Source organism: Arsenophonus nasoniae (genome assembly GCF_004768525.1).
Taxonomy (GTDB): domain Bacteria; phylum Pseudomonadota; class Gammaproteobacteria; order Enterobacterales; family Enterobacteriaceae; genus Arsenophonus; species Arsenophonus nasoniae.
The window spans coordinates 1,563,168-1,580,141 of record NZ_CP038613.1 but is presented as its reverse complement, the minus strand read 5'-3'; the positions used below and the strand labels follow the sequence as shown (position 1 = coordinate 1,580,141).

Annotated in this window: 17 protein-coding genes and 1 other annotated feature; of the genes, 7 read left to right on the top strand and 10 right to left on the bottom strand. The window is 36.1% G+C overall.

Annotated features, from left to right (window positions below):
- From pheT to ArsFIN_RS07685, 8 genes are all read right to left on the bottom strand, one after another.
- Complete coding sequence (gene pheT, locus ArsFIN_RS07720; RefSeq protein ID WP_026821650.1) at positions 1-2,388, bottom strand: phenylalanine--tRNA ligase subunit beta; 2,388 nt, start codon at positions 2,386-2,388, stop codon at positions 1-3.
- A 14-nt stretch (positions 2,389-2,402) separates the two neighbouring features.
- Complete coding sequence (gene pheS / locus ArsFIN_RS07715; protein ID WP_026821651.1) at positions 2,403-3,386, bottom strand: phenylalanine--tRNA ligase subunit alpha; 984 nt, start codon at positions 3,384-3,386, stop codon at positions 2,403-2,405.
- Positions 3,387-3,451: 65 nt separating this feature from the next.
- Positions 3,452-3,574, bottom strand: a sequence feature (Phe leader region).
- Entirely contained in the window at positions 3,526-3,570 is a 45-nt protein-coding gene (pheM, locus tag ArsFIN_RS28785) for a pheST operon leader peptide PheM (RefSeq protein ID WP_225507512.1), read from the bottom strand. It overlaps the preceding feature by 45 nt.
- 92 nt (positions 3,575-3,666) lie before the next feature.
- The gene (rplT, locus tag ArsFIN_RS07705) at positions 3,667-4,023 is read right to left on the bottom strand and encodes a 50S ribosomal protein L20 (RefSeq protein ID WP_026821652.1); all 357 of its coding nucleotides are present in this window, start codon (positions 4,021-4,023) and stop codon (positions 3,667-3,669) included.
- Between the two features lie 56 nt (positions 4,024-4,079).
- Positions 4,080-4,277, bottom strand: a complete 198-nt coding sequence (gene rpmI, locus ArsFIN_RS07700; RefSeq protein ID WP_026821653.1) for a 50S ribosomal protein L35 — start codon at positions 4,275-4,277, stop codon at positions 4,080-4,082.
- 91 nt (positions 4,278-4,368) lie between these two features.
- Positions 4,369-4,908, bottom strand: coding sequence for a translation initiation factor IF-3 (infC, locus tag ArsFIN_RS07695; RefSeq protein ID WP_026821654.1), 540 nt, complete (start codon positions 4,906-4,908; stop codon positions 4,369-4,371).
- Positions 4,909-4,911: 3 nt separating this feature from the next.
- Positions 4,912-6,834: a threonine--tRNA ligase gene (thrS, locus tag ArsFIN_RS07690; RefSeq protein WP_026821655.1), complete on the bottom strand. Its 1,923-nt coding sequence runs from the start codon at positions 6,832-6,834 to the stop codon at positions 4,912-4,914.
- Between the two features lie 413 nt (positions 6,835-7,247).
- Positions 7,248-7,823, bottom strand: coding sequence for a transglycosylase SLT domain-containing protein (locus ArsFIN_RS07685; RefSeq protein ID WP_081700604.1), 576 nt, complete (start codon positions 7,821-7,823; stop codon positions 7,248-7,250).
- Positions 7,824-8,149: 326 nt separating this feature from the next.
- On the opposite strand from ArsFIN_RS07685, the gene ArsFIN_RS07680 reads away from it, so the two are divergent.
- From ArsFIN_RS07680 to ArsFIN_RS07665, 4 genes are read left to right on the top strand one after another with little or no spacing between them, the layout of a single operon-like run.
- Positions 8,150-9,061, top strand: coding sequence for a metal ABC transporter substrate-binding protein (locus tag ArsFIN_RS07680; protein WP_026821657.1), 912 nt, complete (start codon positions 8,150-8,152; stop codon positions 9,059-9,061).
- A gap of 2 nt (positions 9,062-9,063) precedes the next feature.
- A complete protein-coding gene (locus ArsFIN_RS07675) occupies positions 9,064-9,948 on the top strand; it encodes a manganese/iron ABC transporter ATP-binding protein (protein WP_026821658.1) in 885 nt (294 codons plus the stop codon).
- 3 nt (positions 9,949-9,951) lie between these two features.
- Positions 9,952-10,842: a metal ABC transporter permease gene (locus tag ArsFIN_RS07670; RefSeq protein WP_026821659.1), complete on the top strand. Its 891-nt coding sequence runs from the start codon at positions 9,952-9,954 to the stop codon at positions 10,840-10,842.
- Positions 10,835-11,698, top strand: coding sequence for a metal ABC transporter permease (locus ArsFIN_RS07665; protein WP_026821660.1), 864 nt, complete (start codon positions 10,835-10,837; stop codon positions 11,696-11,698). Before ArsFIN_RS07670 ends, ArsFIN_RS07665 begins: the two co-directional genes overlap by 8 nt.
- Positions 11,699-12,187: 489 nt before the next feature.
- On the opposite strand, the gene ArsFIN_RS07660 is transcribed toward ArsFIN_RS07665, so the two are convergent.
- Positions 12,188-12,727 carry a YniB family protein gene (locus tag ArsFIN_RS07660; RefSeq protein ID WP_026821661.1) on the bottom strand — a complete coding sequence of 180 codons (540 nt, stop codon included), beginning with the start codon at positions 12,725-12,727 and terminating at the stop codon, positions 12,188-12,190.
- 177 nt (positions 12,728-12,904) lie between these two features.
- Here ArsFIN_RS07660 and hxpB point away from each other — a divergent pair, with 177 nt between their 5' ends.
- The 3 genes from hxpB to ArsFIN_RS07645 all read left to right on the top strand — a co-directional run bounded on the left by hxpB (position 12,905) and on the right by ArsFIN_RS07645 (position 15,878).
- A complete protein-coding gene (gene hxpB, locus ArsFIN_RS07655; protein ID WP_026821662.1) occupies positions 12,905-13,570 on the top strand; it encodes a hexitol phosphatase HxpB in 666 nt (221 codons plus the stop codon).
- 187 nt (positions 13,571-13,757) lie between these two features.
- Positions 13,758-14,351 carry a metal-dependent hydrolase gene (locus ArsFIN_RS07650; RefSeq protein WP_026821663.1) on the top strand — a complete coding sequence of 198 codons (594 nt, stop codon included), beginning with the start codon at positions 13,758-13,760 and terminating at the stop codon, positions 14,349-14,351.
- Positions 14,352-14,513: 162 nt separating this feature from the next.
- Positions 14,514-15,878 (top strand): L-cystine transporter, encoded by a 1,365-nt coding sequence (locus ArsFIN_RS07645; RefSeq protein WP_026821664.1) that lies wholly within the window; start codon positions 14,514-14,516, stop codon positions 15,876-15,878.
- A 267-nt stretch (positions 15,879-16,145) separates the two neighbouring features.
- Here ArsFIN_RS07645 and thiD read toward each other — a convergent pair whose 3' ends face one another.
- The gene (gene thiD, locus ArsFIN_RS07640; protein ID WP_026821665.1) at positions 16,146-16,943 is read right to left on the bottom strand and encodes a bifunctional hydroxymethylpyrimidine kinase/phosphomethylpyrimidine kinase; all 798 of its coding nucleotides are present in this window, start codon (positions 16,941-16,943) and stop codon (positions 16,146-16,148) included.
- Positions 16,944-16,974: the final 31 nt, after the last annotated feature.

Below are 16,974 nucleotides of genomic sequence, written 5' to 3'. Positions count from 1 at the left end.
TTAGTCCCTCAAGGATGCTTGGAATCGCCGTTTTAACGCAGCAACACATTTATCAACAGTTGCGGCAATCTCTTCTTCTTCCAGAGTACGATTTGTATCCTGCAAGATTAAGCTAATAGCAAGGCTCTTATAACCTTCCGCTACACCTTTACCACAGTACACGTCAAACAAGTTTATGCCAACTATATGATTTATGCCAATTTTCTTGCATTCAGCCAATACATCCGCCGTTGCTACCTCTTCTGGTACTACAACAGCAATATCTCGTCGATTGGCAGGGAAACGTGAAATCATATTTGCTTTAGGGATAACGCGCTCGGCAACAGTATCCCACAGCAATTCAAAAACAAGTGTTCTACCATTCAAATCTAGCTTATTTTCCAGTTCTGGATGAATAACACCTACATATCCAATATAATTATTATTCAGATAAATCCCAGCGCTTTGACCGGGATGAAGTGCAGGATTCGAGTGAGCCTTATAAATAATATTGTCTAACTTTCCGGTTAATTCCAGTATTGCTTCAACGTCACCTTTTATATCAAAAAAATCAACAGCACGTTTTTCTTGTAACCAGTGCTCTTCATAACGATTGCCAGTAATCACGCCTGCTAACATCAATTCTTGCCGAATACCATGTTCTGCTGATGGATCCGGCAGAAATCGTAATCCAGTTTCAAACAGTCGAATACGATTTTGTTGGCGATTTTGATTGTAAATTACTGTCATTAATAAGCCTGGCAATAATGAAAGCCGCATTGCCGACATATCCGTTGAAATAGGATCAGGTAAAATCATCGCATCGGAATCTGGATGCAGCAGTTGCTGAATTTTAGGATCAACAAAACTGTAGGTAATCGCTTCATTGTAACCACGATCAATTAATAACGTTTTCACTCGTTTTAATGGCAGAACGGATTCACAACGAGGGGTCATGACTAAATCAGCACGTAACGGTACATTGGGTATATTATTATAACCATAAACACGAGCGACTTCTTCAATCAAATCTTCTTCAATTTGCATATCAAAACGCCAAGATGGAGCAACCACTTGCCAACTATCTTGCTTACCAATCACTTGGCAACCTAAGCGTTCAAGGATCTGAGTAACATTAATATCCGGGATACTATGACCAATTAAACGATCTAGTTTTAGTCGAGTCAGGGTTATTTTTGCCCCTTTTGGTAAGCTAGTTTGATGGCTAACATCAATAATATTTCCAGCATCACCACCACAAATTTCAAGGATTAACTGGGTTGCGCGTTCCATGGCTTTATATTGCAGCTGTGGATCGACACCCCGTTCAAAACGGTGTGAAGCCTCAGTATGAAGACCATAATTACGCGCTCGACCAGCAATTGTTAACGGATCGAAAAAAGCACTCTCTAACAAAATATTGGTGGTATTTTGATTGACACTAGAGTGCTTGCCGCCAAAAATTCCGGCAATTCCTAAGGCACCTTTCTCATCGGCGATGACTAAAGTATCTTGCTTCATAGTCACTTCACTGTCATCAAGCAAAACTAATGTTTCATCCTGTTTCGCCATGCGAACAATTATCGCGCCATTTAAACGATCAAGATCATAAGCATGTAAGGGCTGACCTAACTCTAACAACACAAAATTAGTAATATCAACCACAGGATCAATAGCACGGATCCCTCCACGGCGTAATTTTTCTTTCATCCAAATAGGGGTTGACGCTGTAATATCAATGCCTTTTATTACTCGGCCTAAAAAACGGGGGCACGCCATAGGCGCTTCCACCCGAATAGGAAAAACGCTAGCATCAGTGCCTTTAACTGGTTCAATCTTTTTCGTATTTAACGCAAGGTTATTGATAGCGGCAATATCGCGTGCGATACCTAAAATACTTAAACAATCAGCACGATTTGGCGTCAAACTTACTTCGAAAATATGGTCATCAAGTTGCAAGTAATTACGAATATCGATACCAATAGGCGCATCGTGTGGTAGCTCAATAATGCCTGCATGATCATTAACAATAGCAAGTTCTGAATAAGAACAAAGCATACCCTCAGAAAGCTCACCGCGTAGTTTTGTTGCTTTTATTTTAAAATTATCGGGTAACACTGCGCCAATGGTTGCCACAGCAACTTTTAATCCTTGACGGCAATTGGGTGCTCCACAGACAATATTGAGTAACTGTTCAGCCCCAATATTAACCTTTGTTAACCGCAATTTATCTGCATTAGGATGTTGTACACATTCAACAATCTCACCGACTAACACACCTTGGAATTGACCGGCGACAGGTTTAACATCATCAATCTCCAAACCCGCCATCGTCATTTGCTCTGATAAGGCTTCACTGCTTATTGCTGGATTTACCCATTCACGTAACCAAAATTCACTCAATTTCATGTGATAATCCTGCCTTATCTAAATTGTTTAAGAAAACGAAGATCATTTTCAAAAAAAGCACGTAAATCGGTCACACCATACCGTAACATCGTTAAGCGCTCCATTCCCATCCCAAAGGCAAAACCAGAATATAAGTCAGGATCAATACCAACATTGCGTAATACATTTGGATGTACCATGCCACAACCTAACACTTCTAACCATTTACCATTTTTACCCATTACATCGACTTCAGCTGAAGGTTCAGTGAATGGAAAATAGGATGGTCGAAAACGAACCCGGGTTTTTTCTTCAAAAAAATGATTTAAAAAGTCATGTAGTGTACCTTTTAAATTGGTAAAACTAATATTTTTATCAACAATCAAGCCTTCTGTTTGGTGGAACATTGGCGTATGAGTTTGATCATAATCATTTCGGTACACACGACCAGGGGCAATAATACGAATCGGTGGTTGTTTACCTTTCATTGTGCGAATTTGAACACCTGAAGTTTGGGTGCGTAATAGACGCGTAGTATCAAACCAAAAAGTATCATGTGAAGCTCGAGCAGGATGGTGGGCAGGGATATTTAAAGCATCAAAATTGTGATAATCATCTTCTATTTCAGGACCGGAAACAACAGTAAAACCAAGTTCGCCAAAGAATTCTTCAATACGATCAATGGTACGGGTTACTGGATGAAGACTACCATTTTCAGTTTGGCGACCTGGTAATGAAATATCGATTTTCTCTGCCGCTAATCGAGCATTCAATAACACATTTTCTAACTGCTCTTTACGCATATTCAATGAATGCTGAACTTCTTGTTTTGCTTGATTAATAACGGCTCCTGCTGCAGGGCGTTCTTCTGCAGGTAGATCACGCAACGTTGACATCTGTAGTGTTAAATGGCCTTTTTTACCTAAAAACTCAACACGCATTGAATCCAACGCAGCAACATCCTGAGCTTTTTCTATGGCTGCTTTTGCTTGCGCAACCAACTCGACGAGATGTGGCATTGTTCCCTCTTCTTACGACCCTTTGGCCTAATCATTGTTGAAAATAAATTTTTTTAGCAATTACTAACAAAAAAGCCTCCATTTGGAGGCTTATCGCAGTTTTTCGTTTCTTTTCTTAAATACGCGAAAGCCCCAAATTTTAGGTGCTAAAATAAAAAAAGAAACGAAAAAAAACAATTTTCATCTTCAAGCAGCTATTCATAAAATAACTCTTATTTATAATATATCGGTTCATCGATAATAAAAAAGAGGGAGCTAAGCCCCTCTTAATTTAACAGATTTAAGCTAACGCGCTTTTTGCTTTCTCGACTAATGCTGCAAATGCAACTTTATCAAAAACAGCAATGTCAGATAAGATCTTACGGTCAATCTCAATTGAGGCTTTTTTCAGGCCATTAATGAAACGACTATAAGACAAACCATTCTGACGAGCAGCGGCGTTAATACGTGCGATCCATAATTGACGGAACTGACGCTTACGCTGACGACGGTCACGATAAGCATACTGACCAGCTTTAATTACTGCCTGGAAAGCAACACGATAAACACGCGAACGGGCACCATAGTAACCTTTCGCTTGCTTTAATATTTTTTTGTGACGTGCGCGGGCTATTACACCACGTTTTACGCGAGCCATACATTTCTCCTATCACTTCGAATCAAATTCGATAATCTTAAACTAAAAACTCAAACTTATGCGTATGGCAAACAAGCCACTACCAAACCCAGATCACCTTTAGAAACCATGGTCTTTGGTCGTAAATGACGCTTACGCTTAGTTGACTTTTTAGTCAGAATATGACGAAGGTTAGCATGCTTACGCTTAAAACCACCACTGGCAGTTTTTTTAAAACGTTTTGCCGCACCACGTACTGTTTTAATCTTTGGCATTTTAAATATCCACTTCGCATTGTTAATTATAACTAACTAGCTAGGCGAATAGTTTTCCATCTAAATAGAACACTATTACTTGGTTGCCTAACTATTTCTTTTTCGGTGCAAGCACCATGATCATCTGACGGCCTTCGATCTTGCTTGGAAAAGATTCGACGACTGACATATCATCCAAATCGTTTTTGATACGATTAAGCATATCAATACCGATTTGTTGGTGCGCCATTTCACGACCACGAAACCGTAACGTGATTTTGGCTTTATCACCATCTTCCAGAAAGCGAATCAGGTTGCGTAGTTTGACCTGATAATCACCTTCATCTGTACCAGGTCGGAATTTAATTTCCTTTACCTGAATAACTCTTTGCTTCTTTTTCTGCTCTTTGAGCGATTTACTCTTCTCATAGAGGAACTTGCCGTAATCCATGATACGGCAAACCGGCGGCTCGGCATTTGGACTGATTTCGACTAAATCAACACCAGCTTCCTCGGCTTTTTCAAGAGCTTCTTTTAGACTGATAATACCAATCTGCTCACCATCTAAACCAGTTAAACGAACTTCAGAAGCACGAATCTCCGTATTAATACGATTCGGGCGCGCCATTTGAATTCTTTTTCCGCCTTTAATACCTTATTCCTCCAGTTGATAAATACGACGAGTGCGAATTTCATCAAGCACTCTTTCTGCAAATTCTGTGACGTCAAATGTTCCTAAATCCTTCCCATCACGGGTTCGAACAGATACCTGATTCGATTCAACTTCTTTATCACCACAAACTAACATATAAGGAACACGACGCAAAGTATGCTCACGGATTTTAAAGCCTATCTTCTCGTTTCTCAAGTCTGCTTTTACACGAATACCAAAATTACTCAATTTTTTTACTACTTTTTGTACAAAATCAGCTTGTGCATCCGTGATATTTATTATAACAATTTGTAAGGGTGCTAACCAGGTTGGGAAGAAACCCGCATACTGCTCGGTTAAAATCCCAATAAAACGTTCAAGTGATCCTAAAACAGCGCGATGAATCATCACCGGCACCTGACGTTCATTATTTTCATCTACATAGGAAGCACCTAAACGACTCGGTAATGAGAAATCGAGCTGTACAGTACCACATTGCCAAGCCCGATCCAAACAATCATACAGAGTAAACTCTATTTTAGGCCCATAAAATGCACCTTCACCGGGTTGATAATCAAATTCAATATCGCCTAATGCCTTAGCAAGATCGCTTTCTGCACGATCCCATTGCGCATCAGTACCTATCCGTTTTTCTGGCCGGGTTGACAACTTAACCGCAATTTTTTCAAAACCAAAGGTTGCATAAACATGATAAATCATTTTAATGCAACTTTTTACTTCAGTTAAAATCTGATCCTCAGTACAAAAAATATGCGCATCATCTTGGGTAAAACCACGTACACGCATCAAGCCATGTAAAGCGCCTGATGGCTCATTACGGTGACAACTGCCAAACTCTGCCATACGTAATGGCAAATCACGATAAGATTTCAAACCTTGATTAAATATCTGAACATGGCCTGGGCAATTCATCGGTTTTATACAATATTCTCGATTTTCCGATGATGTGGTAAACATGTTTTCTTTATAGTTTTCCCAGTGACCTGTTTTTTCCCAAAGAATGCGATCCATCATCAATGGACCTTTTACTTCCTGGTATCGATATTCATTCAATTTAGTACGGATAAAAGTTTCCAATTCACGAAATATTACCCAACCATCATTATGCCAAAACGCCATACCTGGAGCTTCTTCCTGCATATGATAAAGATCAAGTTGTTTTCCTATCTTACGATGATCTCGCTTGGCTGCTTCTTCTAAACGTAATAAATAAGCAGCTAACTGTTTTTTATTGGCCCAAGCTGTTCCATAGATCCGTTGTAGCATTTTATTGTCGCTATTACCGCGCCAATAGGCACCAGCCACTTTTTGTAATTTGAAGTAATGACAAAAACGCATATTAGGAACATGCGGCCCACGACACATATCAATATATTCTTCATGATAATAAAGTCTAGGATGATCATCTTTATTAATATTTTCATCCAAAATTTTAACTTTATAATCCTCACCTCGAGCAACAAACGTATCCCTTGCTTCCTGCCAACTAACCCGCTTTTTGATAACATCATAGTTCTTTTCAGCAAGTTCGTGCATCCGTTGCTCAAGTTTTTCTAAATCTTCCTGAGTTAAAGCGTGTTCCAGATCAACGTCATAATAAAAACCATTTTCAATGATAGGCCCAATTGCCATTTTAGTCGTTGGCCATAATTGTTTAATCGCATGACCGAGTAAATGTGCGCATGAGTGACGGATAATCTCTAAGCCCTCAAGATCTTTACTCGTAATAATGGCTAATTGAGCATCCTTATTAATCTGATCATTCGCATCAACAAGTTCACCATTAACACGACCGGCTATACAGGCTTTTGCAAGGCCTGAGCCAATATCATTTGCAATATCCATTACTGAAACAGCATGCTCATATTGACGTTGACTTCCGTCAGGAAGAGTAATAACTGGCATTTAAAATCCTTAATTTACAGTGGTGACCCATACGCAAGATCACATGTATAGAAATATATTTTTATTAAATGTGAGTTAAAGCAATTTCTTACTTCACCTTGTAAGTGATGTACGCGATAAAACAGCCAAAATTGGGCAAAAGGAATACGTACTTGCATTAACTTAGCGGCGCATATTACCACCATGAAGGTCTAATTAATAGATTAAATCTTGGATAATAAGAATAAAATACTAAAAAACCAGTGACAAATTAATTGTCAGCTAGTTAAATTTCGATAAATTAAGCTAATTTAAATTTATTCTTTATTATACAGCTAAATAGCAATAAAAAACTAGATTAGTCCATTACTAAAATTTTTCGTATCAGTAACGCCGTGATTTTTAGTAAAAATAGATTATAATGAAAACCATTGTCATTTTTTCTCAATATAAATCAATAAATAATCTATCATAGCTATGGAATTGTATGCATTTTTAATTTTCCAAAGATAACGCGGTGCTTGTGCATTTGGGTGTTTTGTTTGAATATGTTGATAAAACTCTTCTGCTGACAGCTTATTAATTTTATCGATCGCAACATGACGATTATTATCAAAAATGCGTAATAACGCGCCAGCACCATTAACATAAGCAGCCACAGTTGCATAATAAAGTACTTTAGGGTCATGAATACCGAATAAATGATTATCTTGAATAAAACGTATATAGGCTGTTCCCACATCAATATTAATAACCGGATCTTTAAGCTGACTCGTGGTAGGTTGCCCCGCTTTGCCTTGTAACCGATATGCATCACGACCAGCAGTAGAAGCCTTAACTTGCATTAAACCTATCGCATTGGATTTACTCACTGCATTAACACGAAAGTTAGACTCCACTTTAATAATGGCTCTAATTAAGTTTTCATCAATAGTATAGCGTTGCGCCGCTTGTCTAATTGCAACATCATAAGGCGTCTTTAACGGGACACTTTCAGTTTGTTCCTCCATGAAATAACGTAGATACTCATTCTGATAAACTGTTTTTGGGCTATTAGATTGTTTGTTTGAGCAGCCGATTAATAAAAAAATAAATATGATGCCACAACATTTAAATTTCACCTTATACCAACCTTCTAATTGGCTTGATCCTATTTAGCATAGCCTAATAAGATAAAAATAAAAATTACCCCCTTTAGCGTTTAGTTGTGAAGAGGCTCTCATATCTGTTATCTACATTACAATTACAATAATTGATCATATTGACATCTTTCATATATAGTTGATAATCATTCTCATTAAAGTGCAATTTACTACTTTATTACCGGGAAATATTTATGTATAAAAGATCCAACCTTTCATCTAAGCATACTTTTACTGGTTTAATAATAATCGCTATTCTTGTTCTTTTTAATCCAATCGCATACGCAAAAAAATTTACCGTTGTCACTACTTTTACTATTATTCAAGATATAGCGCAAAATGTCGCCGGTAATGCGGCCACTGTTCAATCAATTACCAAACCGGGGGCAGAAATTCATGAATATCAACCAACTCCTAAAGACATTTTAAAAGCGCATAATGCTGATTTAATTTTATGGAATGGTTTAGGACTTGAAACATGGTTTAATCGTTTTTTTGAAAACTTCAAACATATTCCTGCCGTTACTGTGACTAAAGGAATAAAACCGATGCCTATTCGAGAAGGTGAATATCAAGGTAATCCTAATCCTCATGCCTGGATGTCTGCCCAAAATGCATTGATCTATATTGAAAATATTCGAGCAGCACTGGTAAAATATGACCCTAAAAATGCAGATATTTATAACCAAAATGCGAAAATATATGCTAGTGAAATTAGCAAAATTGATGCACCGCTACGGCAAAGATTGGCACAAATCCCACAGCAAAAACGCTGGTTAGTTACTAGCGAAGGTGCTTTTAGTTATCTCGCTAAAGATTATGGTTTTAAAGAAGCTTATTTGTGGCCAATTAATGCAGAAGAACAAGGTTCGCCGCAACAAGTTCGTAAAGTTATTGATATTGTAAAAAAATACCATATTCCAGTCGTGTTTAGCGAAAGTACCGTTTCTGATAAACCAGCGAAACAAGTAAGTCGAGAAACCGGGGCGCAATATGGTGGTGTACTCTATGTTGACTCTCTTTCTACTTCTGATGGCCCAGTCCCAACATATATAGAATTATTAAAAACTACCGTTGATACTATTGCAAAAGGTTTTGGTCAATAATAATGAGTAATAATATTTTTTACGAAAAACCTAACTTAATTGTTGATAATGCGACCGTTACATATAGTAACGGGCATACAGCGATTTATGATGCCAGCTTCAATATAACTGGTGGATCAATTTGCGCGCTAGTAGGCATCAATGGCAGTGGCAAATCAACGCTATTTAAAACAATAATGGGTTTAGTGACACCAACAAAAGGACGTGTAACATTAAACAATGCTGCTATCAAAACAGCACTTAAACAAAATATTATTGCATATGTACCACAAACTGAAGAAGTTGACTGGAATTTTCCGGTTCTCGTTTCCGATGTTGTGATGATGGGTCGCTACAGTAAAATGGGGTTTTTACGTATTCCAAGCCAAAAAGATAAACAAATTGTTGCTGATGCATTAGCGCGTGTTGATCTTACAGGTTTAGAACAACGACAAATAGGTGAGCTTTCTGGTGGACAAAAGAAAAGAGTTTTTCTTGCTCGAGCACTAGCTCAAGAAGGAAAAGTATTACTTCTTGATGAACCTTTTACCGGCGTCGATGTAAAAACAGAAAATGCGATTATTGAGCTGTTACGCTCATTACGTAGCAATGGCTATTTAATTTTGGTTTCTACTCATAACTTGGGAAGCGTACCTGAATTTTGTGATCAAGTTATTTTAGTAAACCGAACTATACTTGCTAGTGGACCAATTGAAACAACGTTTACCCAAAAGAATCTTCAACTCGCCTTTGGCGGTGTACTACGGCATATTAATCTCTCTGGTGCAGAACTTCACGATGATGATGATCCTCGTTCATTAACTGTTATTACTGATGATGAAAGAGCCGCTGTTTTTTATGGCCACCATGAACAAACATCCGTCATTAAAAAGCAACCGGAGAAATAAATCATGTTTGATCTATTACTTCAACCCTTTGAATATAACTATATGTTCAAAGCAATCTGGGTCAGTGCTATCGTTGGAGCAGTCTGCGCTTTTCTCTCTGCTTATCTAATGTTAAAGGGATGGTCGTTAATGGGCGATGCTCTTTCCCATTCAGTTGTTCCTGGTGTGGCAGGCGCATATGCACTTGGATTTCCCTACTCTGTAGGGGCTTTTTTTACCGGTATTCTGGCCGCACTCTCTATGACCTTAGTACGCCATATTTCAAGCCTGAAAGAAGACGCAATAATTGGTTTTATTTTTTCCACATTCTTCGCCAGCGGGTTGTTAATCCTTTCTCTAAATCCGACTTCAGTTAATGTACAAACCATTATCTTTGGCAATATTTTAGGTATTGCAGATGAAGATGTACTGCAAGTTGAAATTATTATTGCTATTTCTTTTATTATACTTATGTTTATATGGAAAGATTTACTTGTCGTATTCTTCGATGAAAATCATGCCCGCTCTATTGGACTAAATCCGCTAAAACTAAAAATTATCTTTTTTACCCTATTAAGTGCATGTACGGTGGCTGCTTTACAGACAGTGGGAGCTATACTTGTCATCGCAATGGTTATTACACCTGGCGCAACGGCTTATTTACTTACGGATCAATTCAAACGGTTACTTATTATTGCCGTACTAATCGGATTTACCTCCAGTGCGCTTGGTGCTTATATCAGTTATTTTATTAATGGTGCGACAGGTGGAATAATTGTTACCTTACAAACGCTAATTTTTCTTTTTGCCTTCTTTTTTGCACCTAAATATGGTCTATTTGCTTCCCGCCAAAAAGCACGTCAAGAAATTCTACACCTCAAACAGGTAGAACAAGAGGTGAGCAACAATGAATGATTTCATAGAATTATTAATAACACCTTTTATTTTTCCATTTATGCAAAAGGCCATCATTACTGCCCTTGTAACCGGAACTGTGTGCGCTATTTTGTCCTGTTTTTTAATACTTAAAGGTTGGTCTTTAATGGGTGATGCTATTTCTCATGCAGTATTACCCGGTATTGTTATCGCCTTTGTTGTTGGTATTCCTTTATCAATTGGTGCTTTTGCGTCAGGAATTTTTTGTGCATTTGCAACTGGATATCTAAAAGAAAATAGCCGTGTAAAAGAAGATACTGTTATGGGAATTGTTTTTTCCGGTATGTTTGCCTTTGGATTAGTACTATTTGCACGTATCGACACAGACCAACATCTTACTCATATTCTTTTTGGTAATATTCTTGGCATTACTGCGGCAGAATTTAAACAAACACTTTGGATTTCAGGTTTTACTATCGCGATTATCCTATTAAAGCGCAAAGACTTTATGCTCTATTGTTTTGATCCCAACCAGGCAAAAGTTATTGGTTTACCCGTTAAACTTTTACATTATGGATTACTCTCTTTATTGGCCCTCACTATTGTTGCATCTTTACAAGCGGTAGGAATTATTTTAGTCATTGCCATGCTTATTTCTCCTGGTATTATTGCTTTTACACTATGCCAAAATTTCAATCGAATGCTAATTATTGCGGTTATTGCTTCGACTACATCCTCTTTAATAGGCACTATTTTGAGTTTTCATATTGATGCAGCAACTGGGCCTTGTATTGTATTAACTCAAGCAATTTATTTTATAGCTGCATTAATCTACAACTATATTAGTAAAATAAAAAAACGTTCTGCTTGCAATAAAATTTCAATTCGCTCTTAAGTAAAAAATAATTAGTAAAGTTAGGATTATTTATCTATTACAGATGATAACCCTGAATTTTCTTACAAAGATTATTTATTTACTACAAACCATCATAGAAGGAGTTTAAAAATTTAAATTAATCGTGAATAACTAGAACAAAAATAGGTAATAATTCATTATTCAAATTAATATTTTCCATCAAAAAATTCTTTACTAAAGCTAAATTAAAAAAGCTATATATCCATTAATCATAACGAACTAAATATTGTAATTAATTGATATTAAAAAATTAATTAAATGGCATTATCTCAAACCTGGTTAGTAAAGTAGTTTACCTTTCCCTGTAGGCTGTGATAAGCGCCAATTGATATATCAACGCTATCATTTGTTAAATTTGCTATAATAAATATCCGTAATAATAGTTTTATTACTAGTTAAGCCATTATTGATAATCTTCTTGCTACTGTTCAATAAAATTATTTTCCAATTGATTATAATATAAGAAAACTACCAACCTAAGATATTCATCATAAAGTAAAGTATTCCTCCTATTATAAGCGGTAACATATACAGAATAAAAAACTGCTGGAAAATAGTATGACGAGGAATAGTAATTTTGGCTTCTATATCTTCTTTTGATACTTCCACACCTTTTGCTCTTTCGAAAATTAGGTGATCTTCAATACTTTCTTTAATAAATTTCAATTGACGATTCATTCTGTTACCTGAAGCACTCAAAGCTTGTCCAACAAACATTAAGAAAAATAACAAAATAAAAGCAAAATTAGCTGTCGAAAACCCCATATGAGTACTGGGAATTGGTGAGTTATGCCAAAAAAAATCTAAAAAGGCTGTATTTTGTCGTATGATATGAGACATAATTTTAATAAAATCATTGGCTACAGCATTTAAGCCATCTCCCTGCAAACCTTGCTTTTCTGCTAGTAAGACTAAAGAAACTACTGTAGACACCAGTGCTAATGAAAAAATTATCCACCCTAAAACACGCTTTCCAATAGCGATATAAAATGCTGTTTGATAACTCATTCAAACTCCTCATATTTTTTATATTACGTTTATACTAAATGACAAAATGTTATCAAAAATATTTAAAAGTTATTTTATCATTAATCAAAATTAGCTTTCACCTATCTATATTAAAAGATTTCTTTATTTTAAGTTGATAGAATTAATCAACAAATCATGAATATAGGAGTGCTTTTAATGTCTCATAAGCTGTCTATCAAAGCTGCTATTTTTGATATGGATGGGTTATTGATTAATTCTGAACCCCTTTGGAGCCAAGCAGAAAAAGAAATTCTTAGTAAACTTGGCGTTAATACCTCAATTGCCAATCAACTTCCAGATACACTAGGATTACGTATCGATCAAGTTGTACAACTATGGTACTCAGCTGCTCCTTGGCAAGGAACCTCATTAGAAGAGGTCGAACAAAAAATTGTTAAACGTGTTATTGAACTTATAGAAGAACAACGACCTTTATTACCAGGTGTTAAACATGCACTTCAACTATGCCAAGATCATAATTTAAAAATTGGTTTAGCGTCAGCTTCACCAAAGCACATGCTAGAAAAAGTACTCACTATGTTTAATATTCGCGATTACTTTTCAGCCGTAGTATCAGCAACGCCATTACCCTACAGTAAACCCCACCCAGAAGTTTACTTACAAGCAGCGAAACTGCTAGATATTGAACCAACTTATTGTGTTGCGTTTGAAGACTCTTTCCATGGCATGATTGCTGTTAAAGCTGCACGTATGCGTAGTATCGTTGTACCACCAAAAGATTACTTTACTGATCCACGGTGGACATTAGCAGACTTCAAGCTCACCAACCTGACTGAATTAGCAATTAAGCATATCGTTTAAATTTTAATGATTGGCAGTAATTTGATGCATCAGTATACTGCCAAACCTATGCATTATCATTTTTCTTACAAAAAATTACTCTTATTATTTAATAAATAAGATATTTTTTTCGATTACACTACTCAAACCAAGCCAAAACTATTATACTTTGCAAACTGTATAAATAAACAGTTGGATATTATATGCTATGACTGCCACCGGGCATCTGCTTTTTTCAGTATCATCATTAATACTTGTGCATAAACTAGCAATTACACCCGAGTTTGCATATGGTGATTGGCTTCATTTATTAGCCGGTGCATTACTTGGCGCTCTGCTACCCGATATAGATCATCCATCATCTCATCTTGGGCGTTTATTTCGTTTTATTTCTGTTCCAATTTGTCGTTTATGTGGCCACCGTGGTTTTACCCATAGTTTACTCGCATGGTTGCTCATTATGTTATTGTCCACTCAACTTCCCAATAGTTACTGGCTTTCTGATGCGCTAGTTCAAGCGTTTTTATTAGGTTATTTTAGTCACTTAGTTGGAGATATGTTAACAGTAAAAGGGATACCTTTCTTATGGCCATTAAAAATTCCTTTCTGTTTTCCCATCTTAGGTAATAATTCTAATCAAAGAGCGGAGCATTCTATCGCCATCTTATTAGCTATTTGTGCGATATTAATTCCATCAAATTATCAATTACCACTACAACCTATATTGCAAGAAACGAAAAAAAACGTTATTACATATGTAGTTAATGAACTAAACGATTTAATTTCATTACATTCGCCTTGAAACATTATGAATAAGAAATTGCATTTAGTTATAACAAAATAATTTTTATTACTGATAGTATATAAGGGAAAATGATTTTCATTGGGAGTTTTTTATCATCTTACTTCACCAATGACAAAAAATCTTATACCTATAACAATAAATCGGAGCTGGAGAGAAGGTATGAATTTCCCCGTAATTCTAAATCTACTTATCTTTACTATATTATTGCTTTTTTTGGCCAAAGTAAGTGCAAATGGATGGAGTCTATCAAAAAAAGTCTTTGTTGGTCTTATTATCGGTACCATTTTTGGTGTTATTTTACATTTAGTATATGGTACAAATAATCAAATAGTGCATGATTCATTATCATGGTTCAACATTATAGGCAATGGTTATATCAAATTACTTCAAATGGTTATCATGCCGTTGGTATTTGCTTCGATACTTAATGCTATAGCACGCTTAAATCAAACATCTTCATTAGGGAAAATCAGTTTTTTTACGATTGGGATCCTTCTTTTTACTACAGCTATTGCCGCTCTGATTGGGATTGCTGTTACATCCTGGTTTGGCTTAACTGCAGAAGGCCTAGTACAAACAAGTCATGAAACGCTTCAACTTGAGATTATAGAAAATAACTATATTAAAAAGGTTTCTGATTTAACAATACCTGAGTTAATATTATCATTTATTCCTAAAAACCCTTTTGCTGATCTGACAGGTGCTAATCCAACATCTATTATTAGCGTCGTTATATTTTCTACCTTTTTAGGTATAGCAGCGCTTCAATTAGCCAAAAGTAATCCAGAAAAAGGTGAAAAAATTTTATCCGCGATTGATATTTTTCAATCCTGGATCATGAAGCTAGTTCGGTTAGTTATACGGCTTACACCATATGGAGTAATGGCGTTAATGATTAAAGTCGTAGCTAATTCAAACCTGCAAGATATTATTAAACTGGGTAGTTTTGTTATTGCTTCCTATTTAGCATTATCTTTAATGTTTATTATCCATGGTATACTTCTTTCTTTCACTGGCATTAATCCAATAAAATTTTTTAAAAAAGTTATTCCAGTATTAATTTTCGCATTTACCAGTCGTTCTAGTGCTGGCAGTATTGCATTAAACGTTGAAACACAAACTCAACAATTAGGTATTCCTGAATCAATCGCTAATTTTTCAGCATCCTTCGGTACAACAATTGGTCAAAATGGCTGTGCAGGCATTTACCCTGCCATGCTGGCTGTAATGGTCGCCCCAACGGTTGGGATCAATCCGCTGGATCCTATATGGATCGCTTCTCTGGTTGGTATTGTAACTATTAGTTCTGCAGGAGTTGCCGGCGTAGGTGGAGGTGCAACTTTCGCTGCATTAATGGTTTTACCAGCAATGGGATTACCCATTACTTTAGTCGCGTTACTTATCTCAATTGAACCATTGATCGATATGGGAAGAACAGCATTAAATGTTAATGGCTCAATGGTTGCGGGAACAATTACTAGCCAATTTATGCATCAAACAGATAAACGCATTTTCAATAAATAATATTTTAAACTTATAATCTCTATTCAAAAGTCCTATTAGAAATCTATTTAGGACTTTAAACTTCTAATCAATTTTACTGAATAAATGACTTATATTATTAAATACTATAGAAAATAAAAATTAGTTTGAAAATTAAACAATTATTACTTCAATTAATAATTTTCATTTTAGAAACATTAGATAATTAATAATGGATATTATTAAATAAATAAACATCCTATTTTCACAGTTATAGTATTACTAACTATCTTTTTACTATAAGATAAATTACCACCAGGTGTAAAAATGGTGCACAGGCCCAGTACCTTTCCCAACATTTAATCTATTGGCATGTTTCAAAGTATTTTGCACATAATTTTTAGCTGCAACAATAGTATCATGCCAATTATTAAAATAAGGCCGCTGTGCAGCTAATGCGGCAGATAATGTACAACCGGTACCATGAGTATGTTGTGTTTTTACTTTAGGTAATGAATATCGCCATTCACCACTATGCGTAATAAGCCAATCTGGGCTTTCTTTATTATTAAGATGTCCACCTTTCATAAGCACAGCCGGGCAACCAAATGATAATAGTTTTCTTCCCTGAGATATCATCTCTTGTTCACTTTTAGCCACAGTGCAGTTAAGAAGTACAGCAGCCTCCGGCAAATTCGGCGTGATAAGAGACACTTTAGGTAACAAAACATTTATAAGACTATCGATCGCATCAGGATTTAATAATGGTGCCCCACTTTTTGCTAGCATAACGGTATCAAGTACAGTAAAAGATAATGAATATTTTTGTAATGCGGCCGCTACTATGCATATATTTGTAGTATTTGATAACATACCAATTTTCACACTATCAATGCGAACGTCTGTTAATACTGATTCAAGCTGTGAAGCGATAATTTCGCCTGGAAGATTATGAATTGACTGTACTGAGCAAGTATTTTGCGCGACTAATGCTGTTATCACAGCTGCACCATAATTTCCTAATGCTGAAAAAACTTTCAAATCAGCATGAATACCTGCACCACCCGTTGGATCAGTTCCTGCAATTGATAACGAATTATAAATCATAAATTTTCCTAATATTTCATGTAGTAATCAG

Excerpts from the sequence above, each read along its gene's own strand:
- pheT (WP_026821650.1), bottom strand. The coding sequence starts at position 2,388 with ATGAAATTGAGTGAATTTTGGTTACGTGAATGGGTAAATCCAGCAATA.
- pheS (WP_026821651.1), bottom strand. The coding sequence starts at position 3,386 with ATGCCACATCTCGTCGAGTTGGTTGCGCAAGCAAAAGCAGCCATAGAA.
- rplT (WP_026821652.1), bottom strand. The coding sequence starts at position 4,023 with ATGGCTCGCGTAAAACGTGGTGTAATAGCCCGCGCACGTCACAAAAAA.
- rpmI (WP_026821653.1), bottom strand. The coding sequence starts at position 4,277 with ATGCCAAAGATTAAAACAGTACGTGGTGCGGCAAAACGTTTTAAAAAA.
- thrS (WP_026821655.1), bottom strand. The coding sequence starts at position 6,834 with ATGCCAGTTATTACTCTTCCTGACGGAAGTCAACGTCAATATGAGCAT.
- ArsFIN_RS07685 (WP_081700604.1), bottom strand. The coding sequence starts at position 7,823 with ATGGAGGAACAAACTGAAAGTGTCCCGTTAAAGACGCCTTATGATGTT.
- ArsFIN_RS07680 (WP_026821657.1), top strand. The coding sequence starts at position 8,150 with ATGTATAAAAGATCCAACCTTTCATCTAAGCATACTTTTACTGGTTTA.
- ArsFIN_RS07675 (WP_026821658.1), top strand. The coding sequence starts at position 9,064 with ATGAGTAATAATATTTTTTACGAAAAACCTAACTTAATTGTTGATAAT.
- ArsFIN_RS07670 (WP_026821659.1), top strand. The coding sequence starts at position 9,952 with ATGTTTGATCTATTACTTCAACCCTTTGAATATAACTATATGTTCAAA.
- ArsFIN_RS07665 (WP_026821660.1), top strand. The coding sequence starts at position 10,835 with ATGAATGATTTCATAGAATTATTAATAACACCTTTTATTTTTCCATTT.
- ArsFIN_RS07660 (WP_026821661.1), bottom strand. The coding sequence starts at position 12,727 with ATGAGTTATCAAACAGCATTTTATATCGCTATTGGAAAGCGTGTTTTA.
- hxpB (WP_026821662.1), top strand. The coding sequence starts at position 12,905 with ATGTCTCATAAGCTGTCTATCAAAGCTGCTATTTTTGATATGGATGGG.
- ArsFIN_RS07650 (WP_026821663.1), top strand. The coding sequence starts at position 13,758 with ATGACTGCCACCGGGCATCTGCTTTTTTCAGTATCATCATTAATACTT.
- ArsFIN_RS07645 (WP_026821664.1), top strand. The coding sequence starts at position 14,514 with ATGAATTTCCCCGTAATTCTAAATCTACTTATCTTTACTATATTATTG.
- thiD (WP_026821665.1), bottom strand. The coding sequence starts at position 16,943 with ATGATTTATAATTCGTTATCAATTGCAGGAACTGATCCAACGGGTGGT.